At 70.8% G+C, this 24,605-nt stretch carries 24 protein-coding genes; 11 read left to right on the top strand and 13 right to left on the bottom strand.

Features of this window, described 5'->3' with window-relative positions; translation table 11 throughout:
• Positions 1-40 precede the first annotated feature (40 nt).
• Positions 41-679: a heme-binding beta-barrel domain-containing protein gene (locus IEY17_RS23710; RefSeq protein ID WP_188991462.1), complete on the top strand. Its 639-nt coding sequence runs from the start codon at positions 41-43 to the stop codon at positions 677-679.
• A gap of 44 nt (positions 680-723) precedes the next feature.
• On the opposite strand, the gene IEY17_RS23705 is transcribed toward IEY17_RS23710, so the two are convergent.
• Complete coding sequence (locus tag IEY17_RS23705; RefSeq protein WP_188991460.1) at positions 724-1,572, bottom strand: aminodeoxychorismate lyase; 849 nt, start codon at positions 1,570-1,572, stop codon at positions 724-726.
• Between the two features lie 126 nt (positions 1,573-1,698).
• Here IEY17_RS23705 and IEY17_RS23700 point away from each other — a divergent pair, with 126 nt between their 5' ends.
• The 4 genes from IEY17_RS23700 (at position 1,699) to IEY17_RS23685 (ending at position 5,018) form a co-directional block, all read left to right on the top strand.
• Positions 1,699-2,118, top strand: coding sequence for a Fur family transcriptional regulator (locus IEY17_RS23700; protein WP_188991458.1), 420 nt, complete (start codon positions 1,699-1,701; stop codon positions 2,116-2,118).
• Between the two features lie 61 nt (positions 2,119-2,179).
• Positions 2,180-3,322, top strand: a complete 1,143-nt coding sequence (gene ygfZ, locus IEY17_RS23695; protein ID WP_188991456.1) for a CAF17-like 4Fe-4S cluster assembly/insertion protein YgfZ — start codon at positions 2,180-2,182, stop codon at positions 3,320-3,322.
• Positions 3,323-3,502: 180 nt separating this feature from the next.
• On the top strand, positions 3,503-4,063 hold the full coding sequence (locus IEY17_RS23690; protein ID WP_188991454.1) for an RsiG family protein: 561 nt from the start codon (positions 3,503-3,505) through the stop codon (positions 4,061-4,063).
• Between the two features lie 145 nt (positions 4,064-4,208).
• Complete coding sequence (locus tag IEY17_RS23685; protein WP_188991452.1) at positions 4,209-5,018, top strand: methyltransferase domain-containing protein; 810 nt, start codon at positions 4,209-4,211, stop codon at positions 5,016-5,018.
• Between the two features lie 15 nt (positions 5,019-5,033).
• Here the strand turns inward: IEY17_RS23685 and IEY17_RS23680 are convergent, their stop codons facing one another.
• Complete coding sequence (locus tag IEY17_RS23680) at positions 5,034-5,912, bottom strand: DUF8083 family protein (RefSeq protein ID WP_188991450.1); 879 nt, start codon at positions 5,910-5,912, stop codon at positions 5,034-5,036.
• A 233-nt stretch (positions 5,913-6,145) separates the two neighbouring features.
• Here IEY17_RS23680 and IEY17_RS23675 point away from each other — a divergent pair, with 233 nt between their 5' ends.
• Entirely contained in the window at positions 6,146-6,334 is a 189-nt protein-coding gene (locus IEY17_RS23675; protein WP_188991448.1) for a DUF3073 domain-containing protein, read from the top strand.
• A gap of 419 nt (positions 6,335-6,753) precedes the next feature.
• On the opposite strand, the gene purM is transcribed toward IEY17_RS23675, so the two are convergent.
• From purM to IEY17_RS23645, 6 genes are all read right to left on the bottom strand, one after another.
• Positions 6,754-7,866: a phosphoribosylformylglycinamidine cyclo-ligase gene (gene purM, locus IEY17_RS23670; protein WP_188991446.1), complete on the bottom strand. Its 1,113-nt coding sequence runs from the start codon at positions 7,864-7,866 to the stop codon at positions 6,754-6,756.
• A 105-nt stretch (positions 7,867-7,971) separates the two neighbouring features.
• Positions 7,972-9,519, bottom strand: a complete 1,548-nt coding sequence (gene purF, locus IEY17_RS23665) for an amidophosphoribosyltransferase (protein WP_188991516.1) — start codon at positions 9,517-9,519, stop codon at positions 7,972-7,974.
• A 172-nt stretch (positions 9,520-9,691) separates the two neighbouring features.
• Complete coding sequence (locus tag IEY17_RS23660; RefSeq protein ID WP_188991444.1) at positions 9,692-10,081, bottom strand: sterol carrier family protein; 390 nt, start codon at positions 10,079-10,081, stop codon at positions 9,692-9,694.
• A 52-nt stretch (positions 10,082-10,133) separates the two neighbouring features.
• Positions 10,134-10,937 carry a DNA-binding response regulator gene (locus IEY17_RS23655; RefSeq protein WP_188991442.1) on the bottom strand — a complete coding sequence of 268 codons (804 nt, stop codon included), beginning with the start codon at positions 10,935-10,937 and terminating at the stop codon, positions 10,134-10,136.
• A gap of 247 nt (positions 10,938-11,184) precedes the next feature.
• Positions 11,185-12,351 carry a S8 family peptidase gene (locus tag IEY17_RS23650; RefSeq protein WP_188991440.1) on the bottom strand — a complete coding sequence of 389 codons (1,167 nt, stop codon included), beginning with the start codon at positions 12,349-12,351 and terminating at the stop codon, positions 11,185-11,187.
• 235 nt (positions 12,352-12,586) lie between these two features.
• On the bottom strand, positions 12,587-13,000 hold the full coding sequence (locus IEY17_RS23645; RefSeq protein WP_188991438.1) for a PRC-barrel domain-containing protein: 414 nt from the start codon (positions 12,998-13,000) through the stop codon (positions 12,587-12,589).
• Between the two features lie 170 nt (positions 13,001-13,170).
• On the opposite strand from IEY17_RS23645, the gene IEY17_RS23640 reads away from it, so the two are divergent.
• Positions 13,171-13,746: a type VII secretion system-associated protein gene (locus tag IEY17_RS23640; protein WP_188991436.1), complete on the top strand. Its 576-nt coding sequence runs from the start codon at positions 13,171-13,173 to the stop codon at positions 13,744-13,746.
• Between the two features lie 46 nt (positions 13,747-13,792).
• Positions 13,793-15,706, top strand: coding sequence for a glycoside hydrolase family 15 protein (locus tag IEY17_RS23635; RefSeq protein ID WP_188991434.1), 1,914 nt, complete (start codon positions 13,793-13,795; stop codon positions 15,704-15,706).
• 57 nt (positions 15,707-15,763) lie between these two features.
• Here IEY17_RS23635 and IEY17_RS23630 read toward each other — a convergent pair whose 3' ends face one another.
• Positions 15,764-17,929, bottom strand: a complete 2,166-nt coding sequence (locus IEY17_RS23630) for a putative bifunctional diguanylate cyclase/phosphodiesterase (RefSeq protein ID WP_308424021.1) — start codon at positions 17,927-17,929, stop codon at positions 15,764-15,766.
• 542 nt (positions 17,930-18,471) lie between these two features.
• Between IEY17_RS23630 and IEY17_RS23625 the strand changes: the two genes are divergently transcribed.
• Positions 18,472-19,203 carry a lysozyme gene (locus IEY17_RS23625; RefSeq protein ID WP_188991432.1) on the top strand — a complete coding sequence of 244 codons (732 nt, stop codon included), beginning with the start codon at positions 18,472-18,474 and terminating at the stop codon, positions 19,201-19,203.
• A 1,038-nt stretch (positions 19,204-20,241) separates the two neighbouring features.
• On the top strand, positions 20,242-20,490 hold the full coding sequence (locus tag IEY17_RS26155; protein ID WP_373289922.1) for a pentapeptide repeat-containing protein: 249 nt from the start codon (positions 20,242-20,244) through the stop codon (positions 20,488-20,490).
• A 49-nt stretch (positions 20,491-20,539) separates the two neighbouring features.
• On the opposite strand, the gene purL is transcribed toward IEY17_RS26155, so the two are convergent.
• The 3 genes from purL to purS are packed head-to-tail and all read right to left on the bottom strand — an operon-like array spanning position 20,540 to position 23,738.
• Positions 20,540-22,828 carry a phosphoribosylformylglycinamidine synthase subunit PurL gene (purL, locus tag IEY17_RS23615; RefSeq protein ID WP_188991430.1) on the bottom strand — a complete coding sequence of 763 codons (2,289 nt, stop codon included), beginning with the start codon at positions 22,826-22,828 and terminating at the stop codon, positions 20,540-20,542.
• Positions 22,825-23,502 carry a phosphoribosylformylglycinamidine synthase subunit PurQ gene (gene purQ, locus IEY17_RS23610; RefSeq protein WP_188991428.1) on the bottom strand — a complete coding sequence of 226 codons (678 nt, stop codon included), beginning with the start codon at positions 23,500-23,502 and terminating at the stop codon, positions 22,825-22,827. Before purQ ends, purL begins: the two co-directional genes overlap by 4 nt.
• Complete coding sequence (gene purS / locus IEY17_RS23605; protein ID WP_188991426.1) at positions 23,499-23,738, bottom strand: phosphoribosylformylglycinamidine synthase subunit PurS; 240 nt, start codon at positions 23,736-23,738, stop codon at positions 23,499-23,501. The genes purQ and purS overlap by 4 nt, the downstream gene beginning before the upstream one ends.
• A gap of 267 nt (positions 23,739-24,005) precedes the next feature.
• Between purS and IEY17_RS23600 the strand changes: the two genes are divergently transcribed.
• Positions 24,006-24,425, top strand: a complete 420-nt coding sequence (locus tag IEY17_RS23600) for a hypothetical protein (RefSeq protein ID WP_188991424.1) — start codon at positions 24,006-24,008, stop codon at positions 24,423-24,425.
• 78 nt (positions 24,426-24,503) lie between these two features.
• Here the strand turns inward: IEY17_RS23600 and IEY17_RS23595 are convergent.
• Positions 24,504-24,605, bottom strand: a 102-nt coding sequence (locus tag IEY17_RS23595; RefSeq protein ID WP_188989659.1) for an IS3 family transposase, incomplete at its 5' end; no start/stop codon positions are given.

Genomic DNA, 24,605 nt, shown 5'->3' with positions numbered 1-24,605 from the left:
GTTCAGCGACTGATCTCCCCCTACCGGTAGCCTCGACCCGATGACCACGCCGAACCCACCGCAGCCCGGCAGCGGTGACGCCGCCGTCGCCGCCGCAGCCGAGCGCGCCAAGCTCACCCGGCACCGCAACGTGCCCGAGTTCGACGACCTGCCCGGCCCCGGCGACACCGCCAACCTGCGCATGGGGCCGTCGCTCAACGACGCCTGCCTGGCACTGCTGCCGCTCGTCGGCGTGTGGCGCGGCGAGGGCGAGGCGAACCACCCGTCGCTGCCGGAGACCTACCGGTTCATCCAGCAGGTCACGATCGCGCACGACGGCCGCCCGTTCCTCACCTACGAGTCCCGGGCGTGGCGGTTGGACGGCGAGGGTGGCAACGTGGTCGGGCTCGCGTTCCGCGAGACCGGCTTCTGGCGCCCGCACCCGGACGACACGATCGAGCTGATGCTGCTGCACTCGTCCGGGGTGGCCGAGCTGTTCTTCGGCAAACCGCGCAACCAGACCAGCTGGGAGTTCGGCACCGACGCGGTGCTGCGGTCGCCGACCGGGGAGGACGTGACGGCGGCCAGCCGCCTGTACGGCGTCGTCGACGGCTCGCTGGCCTACGTCGAGGAGCGCGCGACCTCGGAGCACGAGCTCCAGCCGCGCCTGTCGGCCAAGCTCGACCGCGTCGTCGGCTGACAGGACCTTCCGGCCCTTCCGCTCACTCCCGGGGCACCTGACGGTCAGTAGTTGGACTCGTACAGCCGGGTCAGCTCGGCGTGCAGATCGGCATCGGCCTTGAGCTCGGTGCCGTCGATGGCCCGCACCTGGGTGATGGTGCGGACGCTGGAGGCCAGCCACACGCCGTCGCTGTCGAACAGCGCCTCGCGCGGGAAGGTCTCGACCCTGGTCTCCCAGCCGGCCTGCTCGGCGGCCCGGAACAGGGCGCCCTGCGTGGTGCCCTTGAGGATGCCGGTGCTCGGCGGCGTGGTCAGCAGGGTGCGGCCGCGGGCGAGGACGACGTTCGACGTCGGGCCCTCCAGCACCGTGCCGTCCGTCGCGGTGAAGATCACCTCGTCCGCGCCGCGGGCCTCGGCCTCCCGCAACGCGGCCATGTTGACCGCGTACGACAGGGTCTTCGCCGACAGCAACAGCCACGGCGCGCGCTCCATCAAATCCGTCGCGTAGCCCCGCTCCAGCGTCACGGCCGTGACGCCCTCCGCGCGCTTGCGGATCGTGTCGGCGCCGATCGTCATGCCCATCGCGAAGCCGTTGGGGGTGCCGTCGCCGCCGTCGATGCCGCGCGTGCAGACCAGCTTCAACGCCATCTGCCCGGCGGTGTCCCACGGCCACGCGTCGATCACCGCCCGCACGGCCCGCTGCCACGCGGTGCGCTCCGGCAACCGCATCTGCATCAGACGGGCGGACCGCTCCAGCCGGTCGAGGTGGGGTCCGAGTTCCCGCGGCTCGCGGTTGACGACCAGGATCGTTTCGAAGATCCCGTCGCCGCGCATCACGCCGAGGTCGTCGGCGCGGAACAGCGGCGTCTGCGGATCGACGACGGTCCCGTCCAGGAGTGCCAGTACGCGCATGCCGGAAGGGTATGCCCTCCGCCGAGCCGGGTGATGGTGGGTCGCGCGCGTCGACCGGGTGGATGTGCAGCGGAGTTACGATCGGGAGGAACGACCGTCGAGCGCGCCGGAGCACAGGAGCGGGTATTGAGCGACCAGGTATCGCTGCGCAGCACCTTGCACCAACGCGGCATGCGGATGACGCCGCAGCGGCAGCTGGTGCTCGATGCCGTCCGCGAACTGGGGCACGCCACGCCCGAGCAGGTGTGCCGGAAGGTGCAGGGCACCGCCTCGACCGTCAACATCACCACCGTCTACCGCGCGCTGGACCTGCTGGAGGAACTGGGCCTGGTGCGGCACACGCACCTGGGCCACGGCGCGCCGACGTACTCGGTGGAGGAGCACGAGCACGTGCACCTCGCCTGCCACCGCTGCGGCGGGATCGACGAGGTCTCCACCGAACTGCTGGACGACCTGGCCCGCCTGCTGCTGGAGCAGCGCGGGTTCGCCCTGGACGCCACCCACCTGGCGTTGTCCGGCACCTGCCGGAACTGCCGGGAGGGCTGATGAGCCGCGCCTCCCCGTCGGCTCGTCGACCGGGTGCGCCGCACAACACCGAGGAGCGCTGATGAGTTCACCCCTGTTGAACCTGCCGGGAGCGGTGCCCGCTCCGGAGGGCTCGGTGGACGTCGGCGTGCCCTGGCACTTCGGCGACCCGTTCGCCGAGCAGCGGTCGGCGACCCGCGCCGCAGTGCTGGTGGACCGCTCGCACCGTGAGGTCATCGCGGTGCCGGGTGAGGAGCGGTTGAGCTGGTTGCACCTGGTGCTCTCCCAGCACCTCACCGACCTCGCGGACAGGCACGGCACCGAGGCACTGGTGCTGGACAGCCACGGGCACGTGGACTGCCACATGCTTCTCGCCCACCACGACGGCGTGGTCTACCTGGACACCGACGCCGGCGCGCAGGCCACCAGCGCGCTGCCGTCGATCGGCGTCGACGGCAGGCAGTCGCTGCTGGAGTACCTGGAGGCGATGCGGTTCTGGTCCAAAGTGGAGCCTCGGGACGCCACTGCGGAGTTTGCGGTGCTGACCGCGGTCGGACCGGACGCCGCCACGGTGCTCGCCCAGTTCACCGAGGTCCCGGCGAAGCCGTACGAGGTGCGGGGGCTGCCCGACGGCGGGTTCGCGCGCAGCGTGCCGTTCCGCGCGCTGCCCACCTTCGACCTCGTGGTGCCGCGGGCGTCGCTGGTCGACTGGTGGACGAAGCTGACCGACGCGGGTATCCGTCCGTCCGGGACGCTGGCCTTCGAGGCGCTGCGCGTGGAGGCGCTGCGCCCGCGCGTCGGGCTGGACACCGACGACCGCGCGATTCCGCACGAGCTCGGCTGGGTGCACGTCGCGGCGCACGTGGCCAAGGGCTGCTACCGCGGCCAGGAGACCGTGGCCAAGGTGCACAACGTCGGCAAGCCGCCGCGGCACATGGTGTTGCTGCACCTGGACGGCTCGGTGGAGATCCTGCCGGAGACCGGCGATCCGGTGTGGCTGGGCGAGCGCAGGGTCGGCCGGGTGGGCAGCGTGGTGCAGCACCACGAGCTCGGCCCGATCGCGCTGGCGCTGCTCAAGCGCTCGGCACCGGTGGACGGCGAGTTCGTCGCCGGGGACCCGGAGCAGGACCGCGCGGTGGCGGCCGCGGTGGACCCCGACTCGGTGCCGCCGGACACCGGCGAGCCACCCGGACGGATCGCCGTGCAGGGCCTGCGCGGGCGTTGACCCCGGGTCCCGCGGTTCTCGTGGCATGATCGCGCAGCGGGCAGCGGGTGGTTGACGGGCCGGGTATGCCTTGAAGCATGCAGCCGCACGGTCCGCGCAACCGGCGAGCTGTCGGCGGTGCCGCGAGGGGCACCGCGGGAACTGTTGGCGAGCTGTACCGAATTGCCGGAGGATGGCCACGTGATCGAAGTCCGCCCGGGTGGACGGCGCCGCATCGACCGGGTCCTGTCCCCGGATTACACCACTGGCATCGAACAACGCACGCTCGGCGAGGTCCGCGCGTTGCGGGACGAGGCGGCGCAGGAGGAGACGGACCTGTCCTACCTGCGGCGGGTGCTGCACGCGCGGATCGACATCGTCCGCGCCGAGCAGCGGCGGCGGCGGGAGGGCGGCTCAGCCTCCGTGGTTGAGCAGCTGGTGAGCATCCTGGCCGACAACGCCGTGGGCCCGGCAGCCGGTTCGGGCCGCCACCAGACGACCGAACCGTCCCGCGCCGAGGCGCACCGCAGGCACGTGGAGGCGCTGGTCTCCGACGTGGACCTGTCGGACGTGATGTCGCTGTCGGACGCCAAACTGGACCAGGCGTTGCGCGCCTACACGGCGGAGGAGGACTCGGTGTCCCAGCGCCGCCGGGAGGTCCAGCAGGTGGTCGACCGGCTGAACGCGGAGATCGCGCGCCGCTACCGCGAGGGCGCCGCCTCGGTGGACGAGCTGCTCGCCGAGGAGCGGGACCGCAGGTAGGCGACGGGCTCGTCGACGTGGTCCGAAGTGGACTGTGCGGGGCGCGGCACGCGATCTGGTCGCGTCTCGATTCCTTCCGCACCGGACCGGTCCGGCAGTACGCTCATTTATTGGAACATTCATCTCAGACTCCGAGACGGATGCCATGAGCGCGAACACGGACACCTACCTCCACGGACACCACGAGAGCGTGCTGCGGTCGCACCGGTGGCGGACCGCCGAGAACTCCGCCGCATACCTGATCCCGCACCTGCGACCCGGCACCAGCGTGCTCGACATCGGCTGCGGCCCGGGCACCATCACCCTCGACTTCGCCACCCTGGTCGCCCCCGGGCGGGTGCTGGGTGTGGACAACGTCGAGGCCCCGCTGGAGATCGCCCGCGCCGAGGCCGCCGAGCGCGGCACCGACAACGTCACCTTCGCCCGCGCCGACGTCTACGAGCTGCCCTACGCCGACCACTCCTTCGACGTCGTGCACGCGCACCAGGTGTTGCAACACCTGACGGACCCGGTGGCCGCCCTGCGCGAGATGCGGCGCGTGTGCCGGCCGGGTGGTGTCGTCGCGGCCCGCGACGCCGACTACGGCGGGATGCGCTGGTCCCCGGACAACCCGGGCCTTCAGCGCTGGCTGGCGCTGTACCGGGACGTGGCGCACCACAACCGGGCGTTCCCCGACGCCGGCCGCTCCCTGAAGACCTGGGCGCGCGCGGCCGGGTTCAGCGACGTCACCTGCAGCGCGTCGGTGTGGTGCTTCGAGACGCCCGAGGACCGGGCCTGGTGGGGCGGTCTGTGGGCGGACCGGATCCGCCACTCGTCGTTCGCCGAGCAGGCTCTGGGGCACGGCCTGACGACCCGGGACGAGCTGGAGGAGCTCGCGGCGGCGTGGCACGCGTGGATCGACTCGCCCGACGGCTGGTTCGCGGTCCTCAACGGCGAGATCCGCTGCCGCCCCTGACCCCGACGCGTCGGATCAGTTGTGGCGTTCGCGGGCGGCGAACTCCGACCAGAAGTCGCGCAGGGCCTCGTAGCGGAGGCCGACCTCCTCCGCGTCGTCCTGCTCCATCGCGTCGACGATCGCGTGCACGTCCTCCGCCGAGGTGTCCGCGTCCAGGTCGCTGTCGGACATCAGCTGCACCAGGCCGCCGTAGTCCAGCTCCACCGCCGAATGCGGGTGGAAGCGCTCCAGCCAGCGGCCGGTCTCGCGCAGGATGCGGGTCGGCCCCTCCTCGCCGATGGACTGCCGCCCGATCGCGTGCGCCCGCGCCACCCGGCGCCGCGCGTCGGCCATCGCCACCCGCCAGCACACCCGGCGGCGGCCCGGCTCGCTGACCACGCAGCGCTCCACCGGGTCGACCAGCACGAACCACGGCAGCGGCACCGTCCAGGTGGACGACAGCACGTGCACCGCGCCACCCGCCAGCTGGCTGATCACCGCGCTGGCCCGCACCCTGGCCGTCTCCACCGGCACCGGCAGCACCGCGGACCGCAGCGGGATCTCCGCGTTGCCCAGGAACCCGACCAGCGCCGCGGCCGACCGCCCGCGCAGGTCCAGCGGGCACACCAGCGGCGCGGGACCGACGGTGGCGGCCTCCGCGGTGGGCACCTCCGCCGGGTCCAGCACGAGCACGTCCCCGATGTCCGGTGCGGCGCCGTCGGCGGTCTCGCCGGGCAGCAGCCGCGGCGGCGCGGCGAGCTGCGACCGCAGCCACAGGTGCTGCTCCCGCAACCCCGCGTCGAACGGGTCGACCGGCCCACGCTCCACGGCTGCCGCCAGCTGCTCGCGCACCGGAGGGTCGAACGACGACAAGGGTTCGTACACCCTCAGGTAGGCGACGAACGGCTCTGGCACAGCGAGCATCGTGCCATGCCCGCCGAGGGCCGCTGCGGCTGGCTCGCCCGTGCCGAACCCGGTGGTGGCGGCGGGGAGTGCGACGTCACCCAAGACACGGCCACTCAGTCCCGGCACCACGTCGCGTTCAACCGCCTCGACACGGTACGGTAGTTACAGGAAAAGTTGTCGAGATCATGCGGGGCCGACTTTCCCCTGTCCGCCCCGCACACCCTGTGCGAGGGGGTCGAGCCATGGGGCGCGGCCGGGCTAAGGCCAAGCAGACGAAGGTGGCCCGCGAGCTGAAGTACAGTTCCCCCGCCATGGACATCGAGAAGTTGCAGCGCGAGCTGTCCTCGGAGTCTGCTGGCGAGTGGTCCAACGAGGACCGCGACGACTCGTACGACGACGGGTACGACGACTACGACTACGGCCGACGCTGAAGCACATCTCCACCGAGGACGGCGGATGAACGCTGTTCGCTCGATGGCGAGGTGCGTCGGAAGTCGTCGTCTGACCCGATGTGCATGAGCGGGTGGGGTTGACGAGCTCGCACAGTCCCACATAGGAGGAGCACCGTGAGTGGCGTTGCCGGGGCAGTCCTGGCGGCGCCACTCACATCTGTGTGCTGCCCGCGTCCGGTCGATCGGACGCGCACGGCACCAGCCCGTCCTGCCTGGCAGGACGGGCTGCGTATGCTGGGCCGACGCGCGCGGGCCGCCTCTCGGCGGATGGCGCTGCAGGGCTCCAGCCGGACGGTATTCCCTGCAGGCGTTCGTTGGGGCCCGGGGGCACGCGCGCACGCCGACGTCCCCTTGCAACAACCGGGGCGCGTCGGTGATTCCCGATCACGCCCACGGATTCAGAAGCGCGGGTGGTTGCCGCGCAGGACGACCCGGTCGTCCTCGGTGGTGCCCTCCACCGTCGGCTGCTTGGCGATCTCACCGAGCACCCACGCGGGCACGTGGCGGGCGGTGAGCACCGCCAGGGCGCGGTCCACGTCCTCCGCGGTCACCACGGCCACCATGCCGATGCCCATGTTGAAGGTGCGTTCCATCTCCTCGGCCTCGACGCGGCCGCGCTGCGCGATCAGCCGGAACACCGGCGCCGGGGTCCAGCTGCCGCGGTCCAGCACCGCGGTCAGGCCCTGCGGGATCACCCGGGCCAGGTTCTGCGCCAGCCCACCGCCGGTGATGTGCGCGAAGGTCCGCACGCCCGCCTCCGTGGCCAGCGCCAGGCAGTCCCTGGCGTAGATCCGGGTGGGCTCCAGCAGCTCCTCGCCCAGGGTGCGGCCGAACTCCTCGACGTGCCCCTCCAGCGGCATCCGCGCGATGTCCAGCAGCACGTGCCGGGCCAGCGAGTAGCCGTTGGAGTGCAGGCCCGAGGACCCCATCGCGATCACCACGTCGCCGGGCCGGACCTTCTCCGGGCCGAGCATCGCGTCCGCCTCGACCACGCCGACGCCGGTCGCCGAGATGTCGTACTCGCCGGGGGCCATCATCCCGGGGTGCTCGGCGGTCTCCCCGCCCAGCAGCGCGCAGCCCGCCTGCACGCAGCCCTCGGCGACGCCCTTGACGATGTCGGCGATCCGGTCCGGCACGACCTTGCCGACGGCGATGTAGTCCTGCAGGAACAGCGGTTCCGCACCACACACCACGAGGTCGTCGACGACCATCGCGACCAGGTCGATGCCGACGGTGTCGTGCAGGTCCAGGGCCTGCGCGACCGCGAGCTTGGTGCCCACCCCGTCGGTGGACGAGGCGAGCACCGGCTCCTTCCACTTGTCAAGCTTGAGCCGGAACAGACCGGCGAAGCCGCCCAACGAGCCGAGCACCTCGGGCCGGGTCGCGCGCTGCGCCCACGGGCGGATCTTCTCCACCGCCTCGTCACCGGCCTCGATGCTCACGCCCGCCGCCGCGTAGGTAACTTTCGGACTCTCGGTCTGGGCAGACCCTGCGAGCAGGTCTTCGGACACGACTGGCTCCACATCTAGGTGCGATTTGCGATTCGCCGGACGCGCATGTGTAGCACGAACCACGCTACGCGCAGCGAGGAGCCCCGGAGGGCCTCATCGGTGCGTTCAGGGGCGCTGGAGCGCGTCCTCGGCACCGTAACCGGTCGGCAGCACCGGTTCGGCCGGACCCGCGATCCCGCGTTCGGCCTTGTTCAGGCCCTCCAGCAGGTACTTGCCGATCCGCGCGTCGTCCGGCAGCGGGATCGGGTACTCGCCGTCGAAACAGGCCGCGCACAGCCGACTGCGCGGCTGCTCGGTGGCGGCCACCAGCCCGTCCAGCGACACGTGGCCGAGGCTGTCGGCCCCGATGGAGCGGCGGACGCCGTCCAGGTCCAGCCCGTTGGCGATCAGCTCCGCGCGGGAGGCGAAGTCGATGCCGTAGAAGCACGGCCACTTCACCGGCGGCGAGGCGATGCGCACGTGCACCTCGATGGCGCCGGCCTCGCGCAGCATCCGCACCAGGGCGCGCTGGGTGTTGCCGCGCACGATCGAGTCGTCCACGACCACCAGCCGTTTGCCGCGGATGACCTCGCGCAGCGGGTTGAGCTTGAGCCGGATGCCGAGCTGGCGGATGGTCTGCGAGGGCTGGATGAAGGTGCGGCCCACGTAGGAGTTCTTCACCAGGCCCTGGCCGTAGGGGATGCCGGATGCCTGCGCGTAACCGATCGCGGCGGGCGTGCCCGACTCGGGCACCGGGATGACCAGGTCGGCCTCCACCGGGTGCTCCTTGGCCAGGCGGCGGCCGATCTCGACGCGGGCGCCGTGCACCGAGCGGCCGGCGATGGTGGTGTCCGGGCGGGCCAGGTACACGTACTCGAAAACGCAGCCCTTCGGCTTCGGGCTGGCGAAGTGCTGGGAGCGCAGGCCGTCGCCGTCGATGGCCAGCAGCTCACCGGGCTCCACCTCGCGAACGAACGACGCGCCGACGATGTCCAGGGCGGCGGTCTCGCTGGCCACCACCCAGCCGCGCTCCAGCCGACCGAGCACCAGCGGGCGCACCCCCTGCGGGTCACGCACCGCGTAGAGGGTGTGCTCGTCACAGAAGACCATCGAGAACGCGCCGCGCACGGTCGGGAACAGCTCGATGGCCGCCTGCTCCAGGCCCTTGTCGGCGGCCCGCGCGGCCAGCAGCGCGGTCACCAGGTCGGAGTCGCTGGTGGCGCGGTCGCAGCCGTTGGCCGGGGCGGAGGCGTTGGCCGAATAGACGTCCTCGGCGATGGCGCGGTCCAGCAGCTCGGCGGTGTTGACCAGGTTGCCGTTGTGGCCGAGGGCCAGGCCGCTGCCGGTGCCGGTGGTGCGGAACGTCGGCTGGGCGTTCTCCCAGGTGCCGCCGCCGGTGGTGGAGTAGCGGGCGTGGCCGACCGCGACGTGCCCGCGCAGCGCGGCCAGGGTCTGCTCGTTGAACACCTGGCTGACCAGGCCCAGGTCCTTGTAGACCAGCACCTGGGAGCCGTCGCCGACGGCGATCCCGGCGGCCTCCTGGCCGCGGTGCTGGAGGGCGTACAGGCCGTAGAAGGTGAGCTTGGCGACCTCCTCGCCGGGCGCCCACACGCCGAAGACACCGCACTCCTCGCGCGGCATGTCCCGTTCGACGGCGGAGCTGGAGAGGTCCATCTGCTGGCTTGGCGTTGCCGGTTCGGGCCGGTCGGTGACCACCGAGAACTCCCTGGAGGACGGAGCCGGGTTGCACCTCAGTGTAAACAGCGCGCAACCCGCGGAAAGCCGTCCCGATGCGTGTCGGCCATCTCATCGGGCCCACGGAGATCGACATCGCGTGCCGGGTCGGCTACGCGGCGTCGATCCGCACCAGCGGCAGCCACGAGGACAGGTCCGAGCGGGTGCCGGAGGCGGTGAGCCGCCCGTCCTCGACCGCGTCGGCCCAGGTGAGCCGCCCGGTGGCCAGCAGCAGCCAGGTGCGTGGGTCGGTCTCGACGACGTTCGGCGGGGTGCCGCGGGTGTGCCGCGGCCCGGCGACGCACTGCACGGCGGCGAACGGCGGAACCCGCACCTCGACGCTGTTGCCGGGCGCGATCTGCTCCAGGGTGCGCAGGCTCAGCCGTATGGCGGCGGCCAACGCGGGTCGCGCCGGCTGCGCCCCGCCGTCGTCCAACCAGGGCCCGACGGCCGCGACGGCAGCACGCACCTCACCGGGATCAACGGCACGACGACCAGCCATGCCCGAAGCCTACGACCCGCCGAGGACCGTGATCGCGGACACCGCGGTCCCGCTACAGCCAGCCGAGCTTGACCGCCTGCATGCCTGCCTGGAACCGGGTCTCGACGCCCAGCCTGGCGATCAGCTCGCGGACCCGGCGGTGCGCCGTCCGCGCGCTGAAGCCCATCAGGCGGCCGATCGTGTCGTCGGTGGCGCCGGAGGCCAGCAGCGACAGGATCCACCGCTCCTCCTCGGTGGGATGCAGCTCACCGCATGACAGGTCCTGGTCGGCGCTGAACGGTGCGGCGAAGCGCCAGAGGTCCTCGAAGATCCGGGAAATCGCGGCCAGCATCGCCGAGCTGCGGACCACCACGGCGCTCTCCACCGACGTCTCGCTGACCGTCAGCGGCAGCAGCGCCACCTCGCCGTCGACCACGATCAGCTTGGTCGGGGCCATGTGGATCACCCGGGCCTGCTCGCCCAGGGCGACCAGCTTGCTGGTGATGTCCAGCTGCGGCGGCCGGGCCAGCGCCGACCGGTCGTAGAGCACCTGGTACTGCACGCCTTCGGCGAGCTTGCGGGACTCCAGTGAGTCCAGCGGTCCGGTCGTCACGTACGGCGGTTTGGCCACGCCCTGCACCAGCTGCGTCGCGTTGCGCTGCAACTCGTACGCCGCCCAGCCGACGCGCTTGGCGCCGTGCACGACCTGCAGGACGCCCCCGTTGCTCGACTGTGAGCGGGCCGCGGCGCGCGCGACCGACGCCACCTGCGCCTGCACCGCCCGCTCGGTCAGCGGCTCGGTGGCGGCGGTGTCCCGGGACGCCTCGTCCTGCGCCGTCGGCGTCTGCGTCAGCTCCTCGGTGTATCCGGGTAGCACGGCACACCCCTCCTCGGGTGCCCCTGGCGGCACCGACTCCGCGTCGGCGCCGCGATGGACACTGAACACCCCCGTGATCTGGCAACGTATCCACCGGGAACGCCTTGCAGGAACCAACTTTCGCGGGAGGCAACAGATCGACCTTCGATTGACCCCGTTCGGCGGTATCCCAGTGTCCCCCGAATGAAGTAGCGCAGCGGGCCCTCCCCAGGTCGTCGGGAAGGGCCCGCTGGTCATCGTTCGCGGATCACAGCTCGCCGATCTGCAGCAGGTCGGCGATCGTGTCCTGCGGGGCGTTCTGGATCACGCCCTTGGCCGCCTGGGCCTGCAGCCCGGCGATCACGTCGGCGGGCGTGGCGTCCGGGTTGGCCTGCAGGAACAGGGCGCCGACGCCGGCCACGTGCGGGCTGGCCATCGAGGTGCCGCTCAGCGCCTCGGTGCCGCCACCGGGGACGGTGGAGACGATGTCCACGCCGGGCGCGTAGCCCTCGACGGTCTTACCGAAGTTGGTGAACTCGGCGGAGCCGTCCTGGTCGTCCGACGCGGCGGTGGTGAACACGCCTTCGGCGCTGGCCGGGGACACGTTGGCGGCGTCCTGGCTCTCGTTGCCGGCCGCCACCGCGAGGAAGACGCCGCTGTTGACCAGGTTGGTCGCGGCCTCGTCCAGGGCCGGGTCCTTCGGGCCGCCGAGCGACATGTTCGCCACCGACGGGCCCTGGTGGTGTTGCGCGACCCAGTCAATGCCGGACACGACCTGCTCGGTGGTGCCGCTGCCCGTGTCGTCGAGGACCCGGACGCCGACCAGCTTCACGCCCTTGGCGACGCCGTAGGTGTTGCTGCCGATCGTGCCGGCCACGTGGGTGCCGTGGCCGTTCCCGTCCCGGCCGTCGCCGCCGGTGGCGTCGAAGCCGATCTCGGCGCGCCCGCCGAAGTCGGGGTGCGACGGGTCGATGCCGGTGTCGATGATGTAGGCGGTGACGCCCTCACCGGTGCCGGCCGGGGAGTAGGAGTCGTCCAGCGGCAGGTTCGGCTGGTCGATCCGGTCGAGGCCCCACGAGCCGACGGCCTGGTGCCTGGTCGGCTCGACCTGGATGCGGTAGCTCTGCGAGACGTTCTCGACCTTGTCGCTGGCGCGGACCTTGTCGAGCTGCTCGGGGCTCAGTCTGGCCGAGAACCCGTTGATGCTGTGGGTGTACAGGTGCCGGGCCTGCACGCCGAGTTCCTCGGCCACGCCCTGCGGCGCGATGCCGTCCTTGAGGTTGACGATGTACACGTCACCGGAGTCCGCGGCCTGCGCCTGGTGCAGGGCCAACGGGGCGAGTTTGATCTGCGGCTGCGCGCCAGCGGGAGCACCGGCGAACACAAGCGCCGCTGCGGCAACCCCTGCCCCGGTGCCGTATAGCAGCTTCCTCATGTGTCCCCTCCTTCGAATTCGCTCGGGTGGGGCCGAGCGAGGGTGTTTCACGCCGGAACGTAACCAGCAAAAACACTCGTCCGGGTGACGTTGGCGACTTGTCGCCATACAATCGGGCGGAGGGGTGAACGCATTCCCAGCTCTGGCTGTCCTACCGGGAATGAGCAGCCAAAATAGGCGCCCACCGCGGGATTCGGTGAGCGCCGATTCGTCTTCTACGCGTGCTTCGGGGAAATCAGGTGGCGGCGACCCAGCGTCGCAACCGGAGCCGGACGGCCTCGACGTACTCGGGCTGGACGTCATCGGCCGACGCGACGCCCTCCGGCGCCACCCCGTAGGTCATGCCGTAGTACAGGTACAGGGCGCGTTCCTGCTCCGGCGGCAGATCACCCTGGTGCAGGGTGATGCGCGGCGCGTGCCGGACGGCGTCCTTGTCCACCGCGACGGTCAGCGTGTCGCCGTCGAAGGCCGCGCCCTCCAGCGGCACGAAGCTCTCGTTGGTCCCAAAGAGTCCAGTTTGGACGGTGATCCAGGCGGGCTGTTCCGTGTCGTCGTCGATGAACAGCTGGCCGACGATGCCGATCCGGTGGCCCTCAGGGTCGAAGACCTCGCAGCCGAACATCCGCAACGCTTCTCGCTGACCGATCACCGCCGCCTCCCCTCCCCGGGCCCCACCTGGCCAGTCTGCGCCAGCCGAGGACGCGACGGCACCTCGAAAAGGTGAGAACCGGTACACCATCCGCACCATTGCTGCTGGCACCCTCGACAACGCGCCCGGCAACCGCGGGGCGCCCGAGACCGAAAACCACGGAGCACGCGATGTCCCGACCCGCCGACCGGCCGCCGATCACCGCCCAGATGCGGGAGCACGCCAGGCAGAACCCGAACAGCTGGCTGTACATCACCGATCCCGGCTACGCCGGGGGCGACGACGAGGTGCCGCCGGAGGGGATCGTGGGCGCCTACCGCATCGACGCCCGCGGCGAGATCGACGAGAACTTCCAGTTCAACGACCGCTACCGGCCGTCCGAACTCGCCAGCCGGAAGCTCGAACCCACCAACCGGCTGGAGGAGGTGCTGGCGCAGATCTCGGCCGGCCGGTTACCGGAATCCGAGCTGCCCGCCGCGGTCCTCGACGCCGAACTGCTGCTCTACGCACCGAGCGCGGACGATGAGATGATCTACACCGCCGAGATGTCCGACGGCACGCAGCTGGTCCCCGCCTGCACCTCGGTGTCGCGGGTGCCCGACGACTGGCCGGGCTTCCGCCGCGTGCCCGGCCACGCCCTGCCGGACCTGCTCGGCGGCATGGACCTCGGCCTGAACCTCCACGAGGCGGTGCAGGCGGTGATCCCGCACAGCGTCCTGCGGCGCACCGCCGCCGAACGCGGCTGAACGGGCGGGGTGGCCGCGGGCCGGTCCGGTGCCTAGCCTCGGCGGTGTGACGGGCGACCACCTGCGCGGCGGACCGGGCCCCATCGAGGACTACGCGCTGCTCTCCGACCTGCGCACGGCCGCGCTGGTCGGCAAGGACGGATCGGTCGACTGGCTGTGCCTGCCGCGCTTCGACGCGCCATCGTGCTTCTGCCGCCTGCTCGGCACCGACCGGGACGGCCACTGGCAGATCGCCCCCACCGCACCGGTCCGCGAGGTGCGCCGCCGCTACCGGGGCAACTCGCTGGTGCTGGAAACGGACTTTTGCACCGACTCGGGCGCGGTGCGGCTGCTGGACACCATGCCGCCGCACGAGAAGAACCAGCACGACCAACCGTGCCTGGTGCGCACCGTCGCGGGCCTGTCCGGCGAGGTCGAGATCAAGCTGCGGTGGGTGCTGCGGTTCGCCTACGGCGACTCGGTGCCGTGGGTGCGCCGGGTGCGCGAGACCGAGCCGGTGCTCGACGAGTACATCCTCGCCATCGCCGGCCCGCACACCGCGGTGCTGCGCGGCGACGTCCTGCCGCGGCGCGCCGAGCACGAGCGAGCGCACGAACTCGTGGTCACCGTCCACGCCGGGCAGCGGCTGTCCTGGGTCATGCAGTGGTCACCGGATCCGCAGGACCTGCCCGCGCCGATGGACCCGGTGCAGGAGATCCGAGTCAGCGAGGACTTCTGGCGCGAGTGGACGGAGAAGATCACCTACACCGGGCCGCACCGGGCGGCCGTGTACCGCTCGCTGGCCACGCTGAAGGCGTTGACCTACGCGCCGACCGGCGGGATCGTAGCCGCCCCGACCACGTCCCTGCCGGAAGCCGTGCCGGGCGATCGCAACTGGGACTACCGCTACTGCTGGCTGCGCGACGCCACCCTGGTCCTGCTCGCGCTGGACGGCTTCGGCTGCTCCCAGGAGGCCGCCGCCTGGCGCCGGTGGCTGGTGCGCGCGGTGGCCGGCGACCCGGGTGACCTGCAGATCATGTACGGCGTCAACGGCGAACGCCACCTCATGGAGTGGGTGGCGGACTGGTTGCCCGGCTACCACGGCACCTCCCCGGTGCGCATCGGCAACGACGCCTACCGGCAGACGCAGCTGGACGTCTACGGCGAGGTGATGGACGTGCTGCACCTGGCCCGCGAACGCGGCCTGCTGGAGAGCGAGGCGACCTGGGCGCTGCAACGCGGCATGCTGCGGCACCTGGAGAAGATCTGGCAGCAGCCGGACCGCGGGATCTGGGAGGTGCGCGGACCGGACCGGCACTTCACGCACTCGCGCGTGATGGTGTGGGTCGCCTTCGACCGGGCGGTGCGCGGCGCCGAGGAGGACGGGCTGCCCGGGCCGGTCGACCGGTGGCGGCGGATCCGCGACGAGGCGCGGGAGGAGGTGCTGGAACGGGGCTGGAACCCGCAGGTCGGCGCGTTCACCCAGTACTACGGCGGGACGTCGCTGGATGCGGCGACGCTGCTGATCCCGGCCGTCGGTTTCCTGTCGGGCACCGACGAGCGGGTGGTGCGCACGGTGGAGGCCGTGCAGCGGGAACTCCAGCACGACGGGGTGCTGGTCGACCGCTACCGCACCGGCGAACGGCCGCACCACGTGGACGGTCTGTCCGGACAGGAGGGCGCGTTCCTGGCGTGCTCGTTCTGGATGGTCGACGCGCTGGCCTACATCGGCCGGCGGCTGGAGGCCGAGGAAATGTTCGACCGGCTCGTGGGCCTGGCCAACGACGTGGGCCTGTACGCCGAGGAGTACGACGCCGGATCCGGCTGCTTCACCGGGAACTTCCCGCAAGCGTTCAGCCACCTGGCGCTGGTGAACTCGGCGACGGTGCTCTACGGCGGCCTCACCCGCGACCAGAGGAGCCGCCGCAACGGGACATCCGCGCGATCACCCCACCCGGGTGGAACGTCCAGGTTTGCCTGAGTTCGGGAACCCACCCCCGACCTCGCGGTGGGAGCCCTGCCCGACCCTCGCGCAGGTTCAGTCCTGGTGGGCCGCGATGAACGCGGTGATCTCCTCCGGCGAACCGGGGCGGGCGAACAGGTAGCCCTGGCCCGTCTCGCACCCGATGTCGGCCATGCGGCGTGCCTGGGCGCGGGTCTCCACGCCTTCGGCGGTCACCGTCAACCCGAGCGCGTGCGCCAGGTCCACCAGGGTGCCGACGATGCGCGCGTCGACCGGGTCGGCGCGCTCCGCGTCCCGGAGCCCCTCCATGAACGACCCGGCGATCTTCAGCTCGTGCACCGGCAGGTGCCGCAGGTAGGCCAGGTTCGAATAGCCGGTGCCGAAGTCGTCGATGGCGATCCGCACGCCCATTTGGGACAGTGCGCGCAGCGCGTCCAGCGGCTCGTCCGCGGTGCCCATGACCGCGCTCTCGGTCAGTTCCAGTTGCAGCCGGGAGGGTTCCAGCCCGGTCTCGGCGAGGATTCGCGCCACGTCGGCGACCAGCTCGGGGTCGCGGGACTGCCGGACCGCGAGGTTGACGCTGACGAACGGCGCGGACTCCCCGAATTGGTCCTGCCACTGCCGGGCCTGCTGGCACGCCTGCCGCAGCACCCACCGACCGAGCGGCACGATCAGCCCGGTCTCCTCGGCCAGCCCGATGAACCGGTCCGGGCCCAGCCGTCCCAGCTCCGGGTGCGCCCAGCGGACCAGCGCCTCGACGCCCACGACACCGTTGTCCCGCAGCCCGATCAGCGGCTGGTAGTCCACGTAGAACTCGCAGCGCTCCAGCGCGGCCGGCATCTTCGCGGACAGCCGGAACTGGGCGACCTCGGTGGCGTTGCGGTCCGGGTCGAACAGCGCCCACTTGCCCTTGCCCTCGGACTTCGCCCAGTACAGCGTGACGTCGGCGTCGCGCATCAGCTCGGCCGCGGTCTGGCCGGCCAGCGGACGCTCCACGATGCCGATGCTGGCCGACACCGACAGCTCGTGGCCACCGAGCCGGATCGGGGCCCGCAGCGCGTCCAGCACGGTGTCGGCGATCTCGATGGCATGCTCGGTGCCGAAGGAGTTCTGGATCAGGATCACGAACTCGTCGCCGCCCATCCGGGCGACCAGCCGGTCCTCGCCGTGCACCGCGTCGGCCAGCCGCCGGGCGACCGCGACCAGCAGGTCGTCGCCGACGTGGTGGCCGAGGCTGTCGTTGATGACCTTGAAGCCGTCGAGGTCCATGTAGCACAGCGCGATTCGGTCGCCGGGCTCGTGGTGCTGGAGCACCGAGGCCAGCCGCTCCTGGAACAGCGCGCGGTTCGGCAGCGCGGTCAGCGGGTCGTGCATCGCCTGGTGGCGCAGCCGCTCCTGCAGCATCCGCCGCTCGGTGACGTCCTCGATCATGGCCACCTGGTACAGCGGCAGGCCGTCCTCACCGCGGACCAGGGAGACGATCAACTCGGTCCAGATGGTGCTGCCGTCGGGCCGGTCGAACTGCTTCTCCACCCGGAACTGGTCGCGTTCGCCGCGGACCAGCTCCTCGTAGGTCCGCCACATGCTCTCCGGGTCGGCCGGGTGCATCATGTCCTGCACCATCATGTGGCGCAGCTCGTCGGCCGAGCGCCCGAGCATCCGGGCCAGCGAGTCGTTGACCTCCAGGATGCGGCCGGTCATGTCGCCGATGCCGATGCCGATGGCGGCCTCGGCGAAGATCGCGCGGAACCGGGCCTCGCTGGTGCGCAGCGCCTGCTCGACGGCGTCGCGGGCGTCCAGCACCGCCTGCCGGATGGCCTCCTGCTCGTCGAGGGTGCGCTTGCGGGCGGCCTGCACGAAGCCGGAGCACAGGGCGCCCTGCAGCGCGGCGACGCGGCCGCGCCAGCCCGGGCTGTGGCCCAGCCGCAGGATGTCAAGGATCTCGTCGCCAATGAGGTCGATGGTGCGCGCCAGGGACTCGGCGCTGGTGAAGTGCACGGCCACCAGGTCGACCCCGATTGCCCGCCCGGGCGAGGGGTCGAAGGGGTCGCTGAGCAGGGCATCGACCAGGCGGTCGGTGTAGCCGCGGAGGCGGCTTTCGATCTCGGCGCTGGTCATGGGCACGTAGCTGGTGCCCATGAGGGCCTGGGCCCAGACCGCTGCGAAGCGTCGTCGATCCGCTCGGTTCACCTCGGCGGTCACCTCGTGAGCGCTGGGCACCGGCGCTGTCCAGCCAGTCATGCCTGGGGCGCCCTCCAGTCGTCGTACTCGCCCGGGCCGTTCTCGTTCGGAGCATACGACCGGATCGGTCTGGCGGTCGAACATCATGTGTAGCACCCAGGGTAGCCGTACCCCCCATCAGAGCAGGTCATCGAGTGGTGGCACCACTCGTGTCAGCTACTGAGCGCAACCACGAGATCGCCGGTCCACTGACGCACCCTCGCCTGTTGTTGTCGACGCACACCTCGACCGTGAGGTTGTCCGCGACCCGGAACTACCCGCACGGGTGGGCACAGGTTCACCCACCATGTCCGGATTGGGCCATTCTGGTTAAAAACTAACACAGAACCTACATCGAAGGAAAACGATTCGCCACACTTTCGAGGCTGGCGCGTTGTCCCCCGACAACGCATCGCTACTAGTTCCGAGAGGCCCCGATGAACCAGACGAGTGGACGTGGTCGCCGATTATCGCTGCTCTCCCTAGTATCGATGCTCTGCGCAGGCGCGATGTTGCTGTGCGCCGGCGCACAAGCATCCCCCCTTCCCGGAAGGGCAGCCGCGATGAGCTCGCAAGTCACCGACGAACCGCCGGGCACCACCGCGACCGACACCCCGATGGGTTCGCAGATCCGCAAGCACGAGGGCGGAGACCCGCACGCCGTTCCCGACGTCGACCCGCTGGCCACCGTCGCCGGCATGGACGTCAGCAGCCACCAGGGCAATGTGGACTGGAAGTACTGGTGGAACCAGGGCATGCGGTTCGCCTACGTCAAGGCGACCGAGGGCACCGGTTACAAGAACCCGTACTTTGCCCAGCAGTACAACGGTTCCTACAACGTCGGCATGATCCGCGGTGCGTACCACTTCGCGCTGCCGGACCGCTCCAGCGGCGCCGCGCAGGCGAACTACTTCGTGGACAACGGCGGTGGCTGGTCGAAGGACGGCAAGACGCTGCCGGGTGCGCTGGACATGGAATACAACCCCTACGGCAGCACCTGCTACGGCAAGACCAAGAGCCAGATGACCGCGTGGATCAAGGATTTCAGCGACACCTACCACGCGCGCACGGGGCGCTGGCCGGTCATCTACACCAGCACGAGCTGGTGGAGCCAGTGCGTGAACGGCGACTTCAGCTCGACGAATCCGCTGTGGGTGGCCCGCTACGCGAGCACCGTCGGGACGCTGCCGTACAACTGGAAGATCTGGACGATCTGGCAGTACACCTCCTCCCCGTTGGACAAGAACACCTTCAACGGCGCCTACGACCGCCTGCAGGCCCTGGCCAACGGCTGACGTGACCGAACGCGGTGCCGGGCGGCACCCCGGCACCGCGTGCCGCGCGCCCAAAACCCGCTGTCTGGCAATGCATCCAGCGGGTTAATCCACATCGGCATCCGAGTGAACAACCAACGAACGAAATCACTCGGTCGGAGTACGGATTCGCAGCGGTACAACGCGGCGACCGAGCGCTCGGACTGCGCGAACGGAATTCAGTGCCACGGCAGAATTCCTCGCATGCGTGAGCGAAAGTTCGGGTTGGTCGCAACCATCGCCGTTGCCGTCGTGGCTCTCGTCGGCGTCAGCGCCGCGCTCCTCTTCTTCGATCCACGGACCACCGGGGCCGATGCGCTGCGCACCGGTGGACTCGCTGCCGGGTCCGTCGTCGCGTTGTACGCCCTGTGGCTCAACGACCGGCGGCGCCGCGTCGAGGAGCAACGGCAGCAGATCATGAGCGGGAACGGCACGAGCTGGAGAGCCGACGTGCGGAGCTGGACCGGGACCGGGTTGCCGACGAGCGGTTCGCCCGGGCCGTGGAGCTGCTGGGACACGACAGCGACCAGGTCCGGGTCGGCGCCCTGCACGCCCTCGCGGGCCCGGCCCGCAGCAGCCACGAGTACACCCAGACCGTGCTCGACGTGCTGTGCTCCTACCTGCGGCGGCCGTTCGGGCACCCGCGGTACGGCGGTGAATGGCCCGAGGTCTCCGACCGGAACGACGCCGAGCGGAAGTTACAGGTTCGGTTGACCGCGCAGCGGTTGATCGTGGATCTGCTGCCGCGCACCGGCGATGCCGACGCGCCTGCTTACGACCTGGACCTGACCAACGCGACGCTGGAGTACTTCGACCTGGTCGCCCGGAAGGTGGGGCACGCTGATCCTGCGCTACGCGCGGCTGTTCAGCAGCAACAACTTCAGCCGCTGCGAGTTCCACGGGCCGGTGTGGTTGACCGGCACCACGGTCGGGACCGGTCGGCTGTTCGGCCGGTTTCGCTGCGACGACGCGGTGTTCCACGAGCGGGCGTGATTCAGCGGCGTCGAGTTCCACGGTCGGGTGCACATCGACCGTACCCGGTTCGAGGGCACCACGAAGTTCGCCGACTGCCGCTTCGAGGAGTTGATGTCCATGGTGGACTGCACGTTCGAGGGCCCGGTGGACTTCCGCGGTGTGCACTTCGGCAACACCGCGGACCTGTCCGGGACGACGTTCCGCGGCGACGTGCAGCGCACCGGCATCACCGCGAACCCCGACGTCGACGTGACGCTACCGCCGGACTGGGCGTTCGACGCCGCGAGGAGGTGAGCGGCGCCTCCGACCGCTTGGTCGACGACGCCGCTCACCAGCGAACAGCTCAGCCGAACAGGGCCGGGAGGGTGCCCTCCCACGCCTCCCGGAGCTCGGCCAGCGGGATCTCGGCGACGTCCTGGATGTCGAGGCTCTGCGAGCCCGCGTCGGCCACCCCGACCTTCGCCCACGGCAGACCGCGGGCCGTGCACATGTCGGTGAACCGGGTCTCCTCGGTGCGCGGCACCGCCACCAGGACCCGGCCCGCCGACTCGGAGAACAGCCAGACGAACGGGTCCGCGCCCTCCGGCAGCACCACCCGGGCACCGCACTCACCGATCAGCGCCGTCTCCACCAGCGCCTGCGCCAGACCACCCTCGGACAGATCGTGCGCGGCCGAGATCATGCCGTCGCGGGAACCCGCCACCAGAATCTCCGCCAGCAGCTTCTCGCGCGCCAGGTCGACCTTCGGCGGCACCCCGCCGAGGTGGCCGTGCACCACGTGCGCCCACTCCGAGCCGCCGAACTCCTCGCGCGTCTCGCCGAGCAGCAGCAGGGTCTCGCCCTCCTCGCCACCGATGCCGGTGGGGATGCGGCGGGTCACGTCGTCGATCGTGCCCAGCACGCCGACCACCGGGGTCGGCAGGATCGGCTTGGCGCCGGTCTGGTTGTAGAAGCTGACGTTGCCGCCGGTGACCGGGATGCCCAGCTCGCGGCAGCCGTCGGCGAGCCCACGCACCGCCTGCTGGAACTGCCACATCACGCCCGGGTCCTCGGGCGAACCGAAGTTCAGGCAGTTCGTGACCGCCACCGGCGTGGCACCCGTGGTCGCCACGTTGCGGTACGCCTCGGCCAGCGCCAGCTGCGCGCCCGCGTACGGGTCGAGCCGGGTGTAGCGGGCGTTGCAGTCGGTGGCGATCGCGATGCCGCGCCCGGTTTCCTCGTCGATGCGCAGCATGCCGCCGTCGGCCGGCTGGGCCAGCACCGTGTTGCCCCGGACGTAGCGGTCGTACTGGTCGGTGACCCACGCGCGGGAGCACAGGTTCGGTGAGGCCGCCATCCGCAGGATGGTCTCCCGCAGCTGCTCCGGTGTGGACGGCCGCGCCAGGGTGTTCGCGCTGTCCGCGACGAGCAGGTCCTGCTCGGCGGGCCGCTCGACCGGCCGCTCGTACACCGGGCCCTGGTGCGCGACGGTGCGCGGCGGCACGTCCACCACCAGCTCGCCGTGCCAGTAGATCTCCAGGTTCTCGCCGTCGGTAACCTCGCCGATGACCGTCGCGGTGACGTCCCAGCGGCGGCACACCTCCATGAAGGCGTCCACGTTGGACGGCTCCACCACGGCGCACATCCGCTCCTGCGACTCGCTGGAGAGGATCTCCGCCGGGGTCATGCCCTTGGCCCGCAGCGGCACCCGATCCAGGTCGACCCGCATGCCGCCGTCACCGGCCGAGGCCAGCTCCGAGGTGGCGCAGGACAGGCCCGCGCCGCCGAGGTCCTGGATGCCCACCACGAGCCCGGCCCGGTACAGCTCCAGGCAGCACTCGATGAGGACCTTCTCCGCGAACGGGTCGCCGACCTGCACGCTGGGCAGCTTCTTGCGGCCCGTGCCGCTCTCGTCGCCGTCGAAGGTCTCCGACGCCAGCACGGACACACCGCCGATGCCGTCCAGACCGGTGCGGGCGCCGAACAGGATGATCTTGTTGCCGGTGCCGCTGGCGTGCGCCAGGTGCAGGTCCTCGACCTTCATCACGCCCACGCACATGGCGTTGACCAGCGGGTTGCCCGCGTAGCACTCGTCGAAGAAGACCTCACCGCCGATGTTCGGCAGGCCCAGGCAGTTGCCGTAGCCGCCGATCCCGGCGACCACGCCCGGCAGCACCCGCTTGGTGTCCGGCGCGTCGGCCGGGCCGAACCGCAGCGGGTCGGCCACCGCCACCGGCCGGGCACCCATCGCCATGATGTCGCGGACGATGCCGCCGACCCCGGTGGCCGCGCCCTGGTAGGGCTCGACGTACGACGGGTGGTTGTGGCTCTCCAGCTTGAACGTGACCGCCCAGCCGTCGCCGATGTCGACCACCCCGGCGTTCTCGCCGATGCCCGCGAGCATCTTCTGCTTCATCTCGTCGGTGGTGGTCTCGCCGAAGTACCTCAGGTGCACCTTCGACGACTTGTAGGAGCAGTGCTCGCTCCACATCACCGAGTACATCGCCAGCTCGGCCTCGGTGGGCCGGCGCCCCAGGATCTCCCGGATGCGGGCGTACTCGTCGTCCTTCAGGCCCAGCTCGCGGTACGGCTGGGGGGTGTCGGGCGTGGACTTCGCGTGCTCAACGCTGTCCACGGTCACGATGTTGGTCACGCTGCCACCAGTGCATCCAGAACGGACAGGAACATGCCGAGGCCGTCATCGGTGGGGCCGGTCAGCGGGTCGATCGCGTGCTCCGGGTGCGGCATCATGCCCGCCACCCGTCCGCGCGCGTCGGTGATGCCGGCGATGTCGCGCTGCGAGCCGTTCGGGTTGTCACCGGCGTAGCGGAACAGCACCCGGCCCTCGCCTTCGAGCTCGTCGAGGACGGCCTGGTCGGCCATGTAGTTGCCCTCGCCGTGCTTGATCGGGATCAGCAGCTCGGCCCCCGCGTCGTAGCGGGTGGTCCAGACGCTGGTGTTGTTCTCGACCTTCAACCACTGGTCGCGGCAGACGTAGTGCAGGCCCGCGTTGCGGGTCAGCACGCCGGGCAGCAGGCCGGACTCGCACAGGATCTGGAAGCCGTTGCACACGCCGAGCACCGGCATGCCCTTGCGAGCGGCGTCGATCACCTCGGTCATCACCGGGGCGAACTTGGCGATCGCGCCGCAGCGCAGGTAGTCGCCGTAGGAGAAGCCGCCGGGCACGATCACCGCGTCCACACCCTTCAGGTCGTGGTCGGCGTGCCAGAGGGCGACCGCTTCGGCGCCCACGCGGCGCACCGCACGCTGGGCGTCGACGTCGTCGAGGGTGCCGGGGAAGGTGATCACACCGATCTTCGCGCTCATGCGTCCACCCGCCGGACGGTCCAGTCCTCGATGACCGGGTTGGCCAGCAACGTTTCGGCGATCTTGGCGAGCGTGTCGTCGTCGACGTCGTCGGCGACCTCCAGCTCGAAACGCTTCCCCTGGCGGACTTCGGTGATGCCGTCGAACCCGAGCCGGGGCAGCGCATTGGCCACCGCCTGTCCCTGCGGGTCGAGGATCTCCTGCTTCGGCATGACGTCGACAACGACTCGGGCCACGGGTGCTGCTCCCGGTTTCCGTGCAGATCCGCCAGAACCCGGCGGATGGCCAGCAGTACCTGCAAAGGGTAACTGAGCTGCGAGTTCGTCCCGCCGGGCAGGGGCAGTGGGTGCGGCGTGGCTCACCACCAAACCGCCATGATCTGTGTGAACAGTCACATTCGCCGCGACTTGTCTCAACCGCTACCCGGAACGGACGTCTATACGAGCGGGCAAACCGAACGGGCGCCCTGGTTGATGGAACATCACTGAGGGGAACGCACTCCGATGCGCACATTCAAGACGCTGCTGGCGGCCGGGCTCTTCGCCGGGCTCACGCTGACCACGACCCTTCCGGCCACGGCGGCGCCCAGCACCGCACCCGAGACCACCGCACCAACCGCCGTCGCACCCGCCGAGCAGCCCCGGCTGACCGCCGACAAGTCCGAGGTCCGGGCGGGCAACACCATCGTGCTCCGGCTGAACCACGGCCCCGAGGGGGTCAGCTGGATCTCGTCGAAGGCGTTCGTGCGCAACGGCGAGCACCCGGTCGGCGCCGACGAGGGCCTGGCCGAGATCGTCAACGACCACGACGGCATGGCGGAAGCGGTGGCGACCATCGCCGACGTCCCGCCGGGCCAGTACGTCGTGCACACCCGGGTCGGCGGCGGCGCCGGTCCGACGATGGTCATCACCGTGACCCGCTGACCCGTTTCCGGGCTGACGTCAAGGGCACCTTGCGACAGGTGAACTGGTCCCCCGTGGTTGGACTCGTTAATTAAGAGTCTAGGCGGCGAGGGTCTGGGCCCGGTATTGGACCGGGCTCAGACCCTGGCAGTGTGTGTGGCCTCGTGTGGTGTTGAACCAGGTGATGTAGTCCTTTAGCGC

It is taken from the genome of Saccharopolyspora thermophila, assembly GCF_014646075.1.
Lineage (GTDB): Bacteria > Actinomycetota > Actinomycetes > Mycobacteriales > Pseudonocardiaceae > Saccharopolyspora > Saccharopolyspora thermophila.
This window is presented reverse-complemented; position numbering and strand designations above follow the sequence as displayed.

Excerpts from the sequence above, each read along its gene's own strand:
- IEY17_RS23640 (WP_188991436.1), top strand. The coding sequence starts at position 13,171 with ATGTCCCGACCCGCCGACCGGCCGCCGATCACCGCCCAGATGCGGGAG.
- IEY17_RS23630 (WP_308424021.1), bottom strand. The coding sequence starts at position 17,929 with ATGACTGGCTGGACAGCGCCGGTGCCCAGCGCTCACGAGGTGACCGCC.
- IEY17_RS23710 (WP_188991462.1), top strand. The coding sequence starts at position 41 with ATGACCACGCCGAACCCACCGCAGCCCGGCAGCGGTGACGCCGCCGTC.
- ygfZ (WP_188991456.1), top strand. The coding sequence starts at position 2,180 with ATGAGTTCACCCCTGTTGAACCTGCCGGGAGCGGTGCCCGCTCCGGAG.
- IEY17_RS23600 (WP_188991424.1), top strand. The coding sequence starts at position 24,006 with ATGCGCACATTCAAGACGCTGCTGGCGGCCGGGCTCTTCGCCGGGCTC.
- IEY17_RS23675 (WP_188991448.1), top strand. The coding sequence starts at position 6,146 with ATGGGGCGCGGCCGGGCTAAGGCCAAGCAGACGAAGGTGGCCCGCGAG.
- purQ (WP_188991428.1), bottom strand. The coding sequence starts at position 23,502 with ATGAGCGCGAAGATCGGTGTGATCACCTTCCCCGGCACCCTCGACGAC.
- IEY17_RS23660 (WP_188991444.1), bottom strand. The coding sequence starts at position 10,081 with ATGGCTGGTCGTCGTGCCGTTGATCCCGGTGAGGTGCGTGCTGCCGTC.
- IEY17_RS23650 (WP_188991440.1), bottom strand. The coding sequence starts at position 12,351 with ATGAGGAAGCTGCTATACGGCACCGGGGCAGGGGTTGCCGCAGCGGCG.
- IEY17_RS23625 (WP_188991432.1), top strand. The coding sequence starts at position 18,472 with ATGAGCTCGCAAGTCACCGACGAACCGCCGGGCACCACCGCGACCGAC.
- IEY17_RS23685 (WP_188991452.1), top strand. The coding sequence starts at position 4,209 with ATGAGCGCGAACACGGACACCTACCTCCACGGACACCACGAGAGCGTG.
- purF (WP_188991516.1), bottom strand. The coding sequence starts at position 9,519 with ATGGACCTCTCCAGCTCCGCCGTCGAACGGGACATGCCGCGCGAGGAG.
- IEY17_RS23705 (WP_188991460.1), bottom strand. The coding sequence starts at position 1,572 with ATGCGCGTACTGGCACTCCTGGACGGGACCGTCGTCGATCCGCAGACG.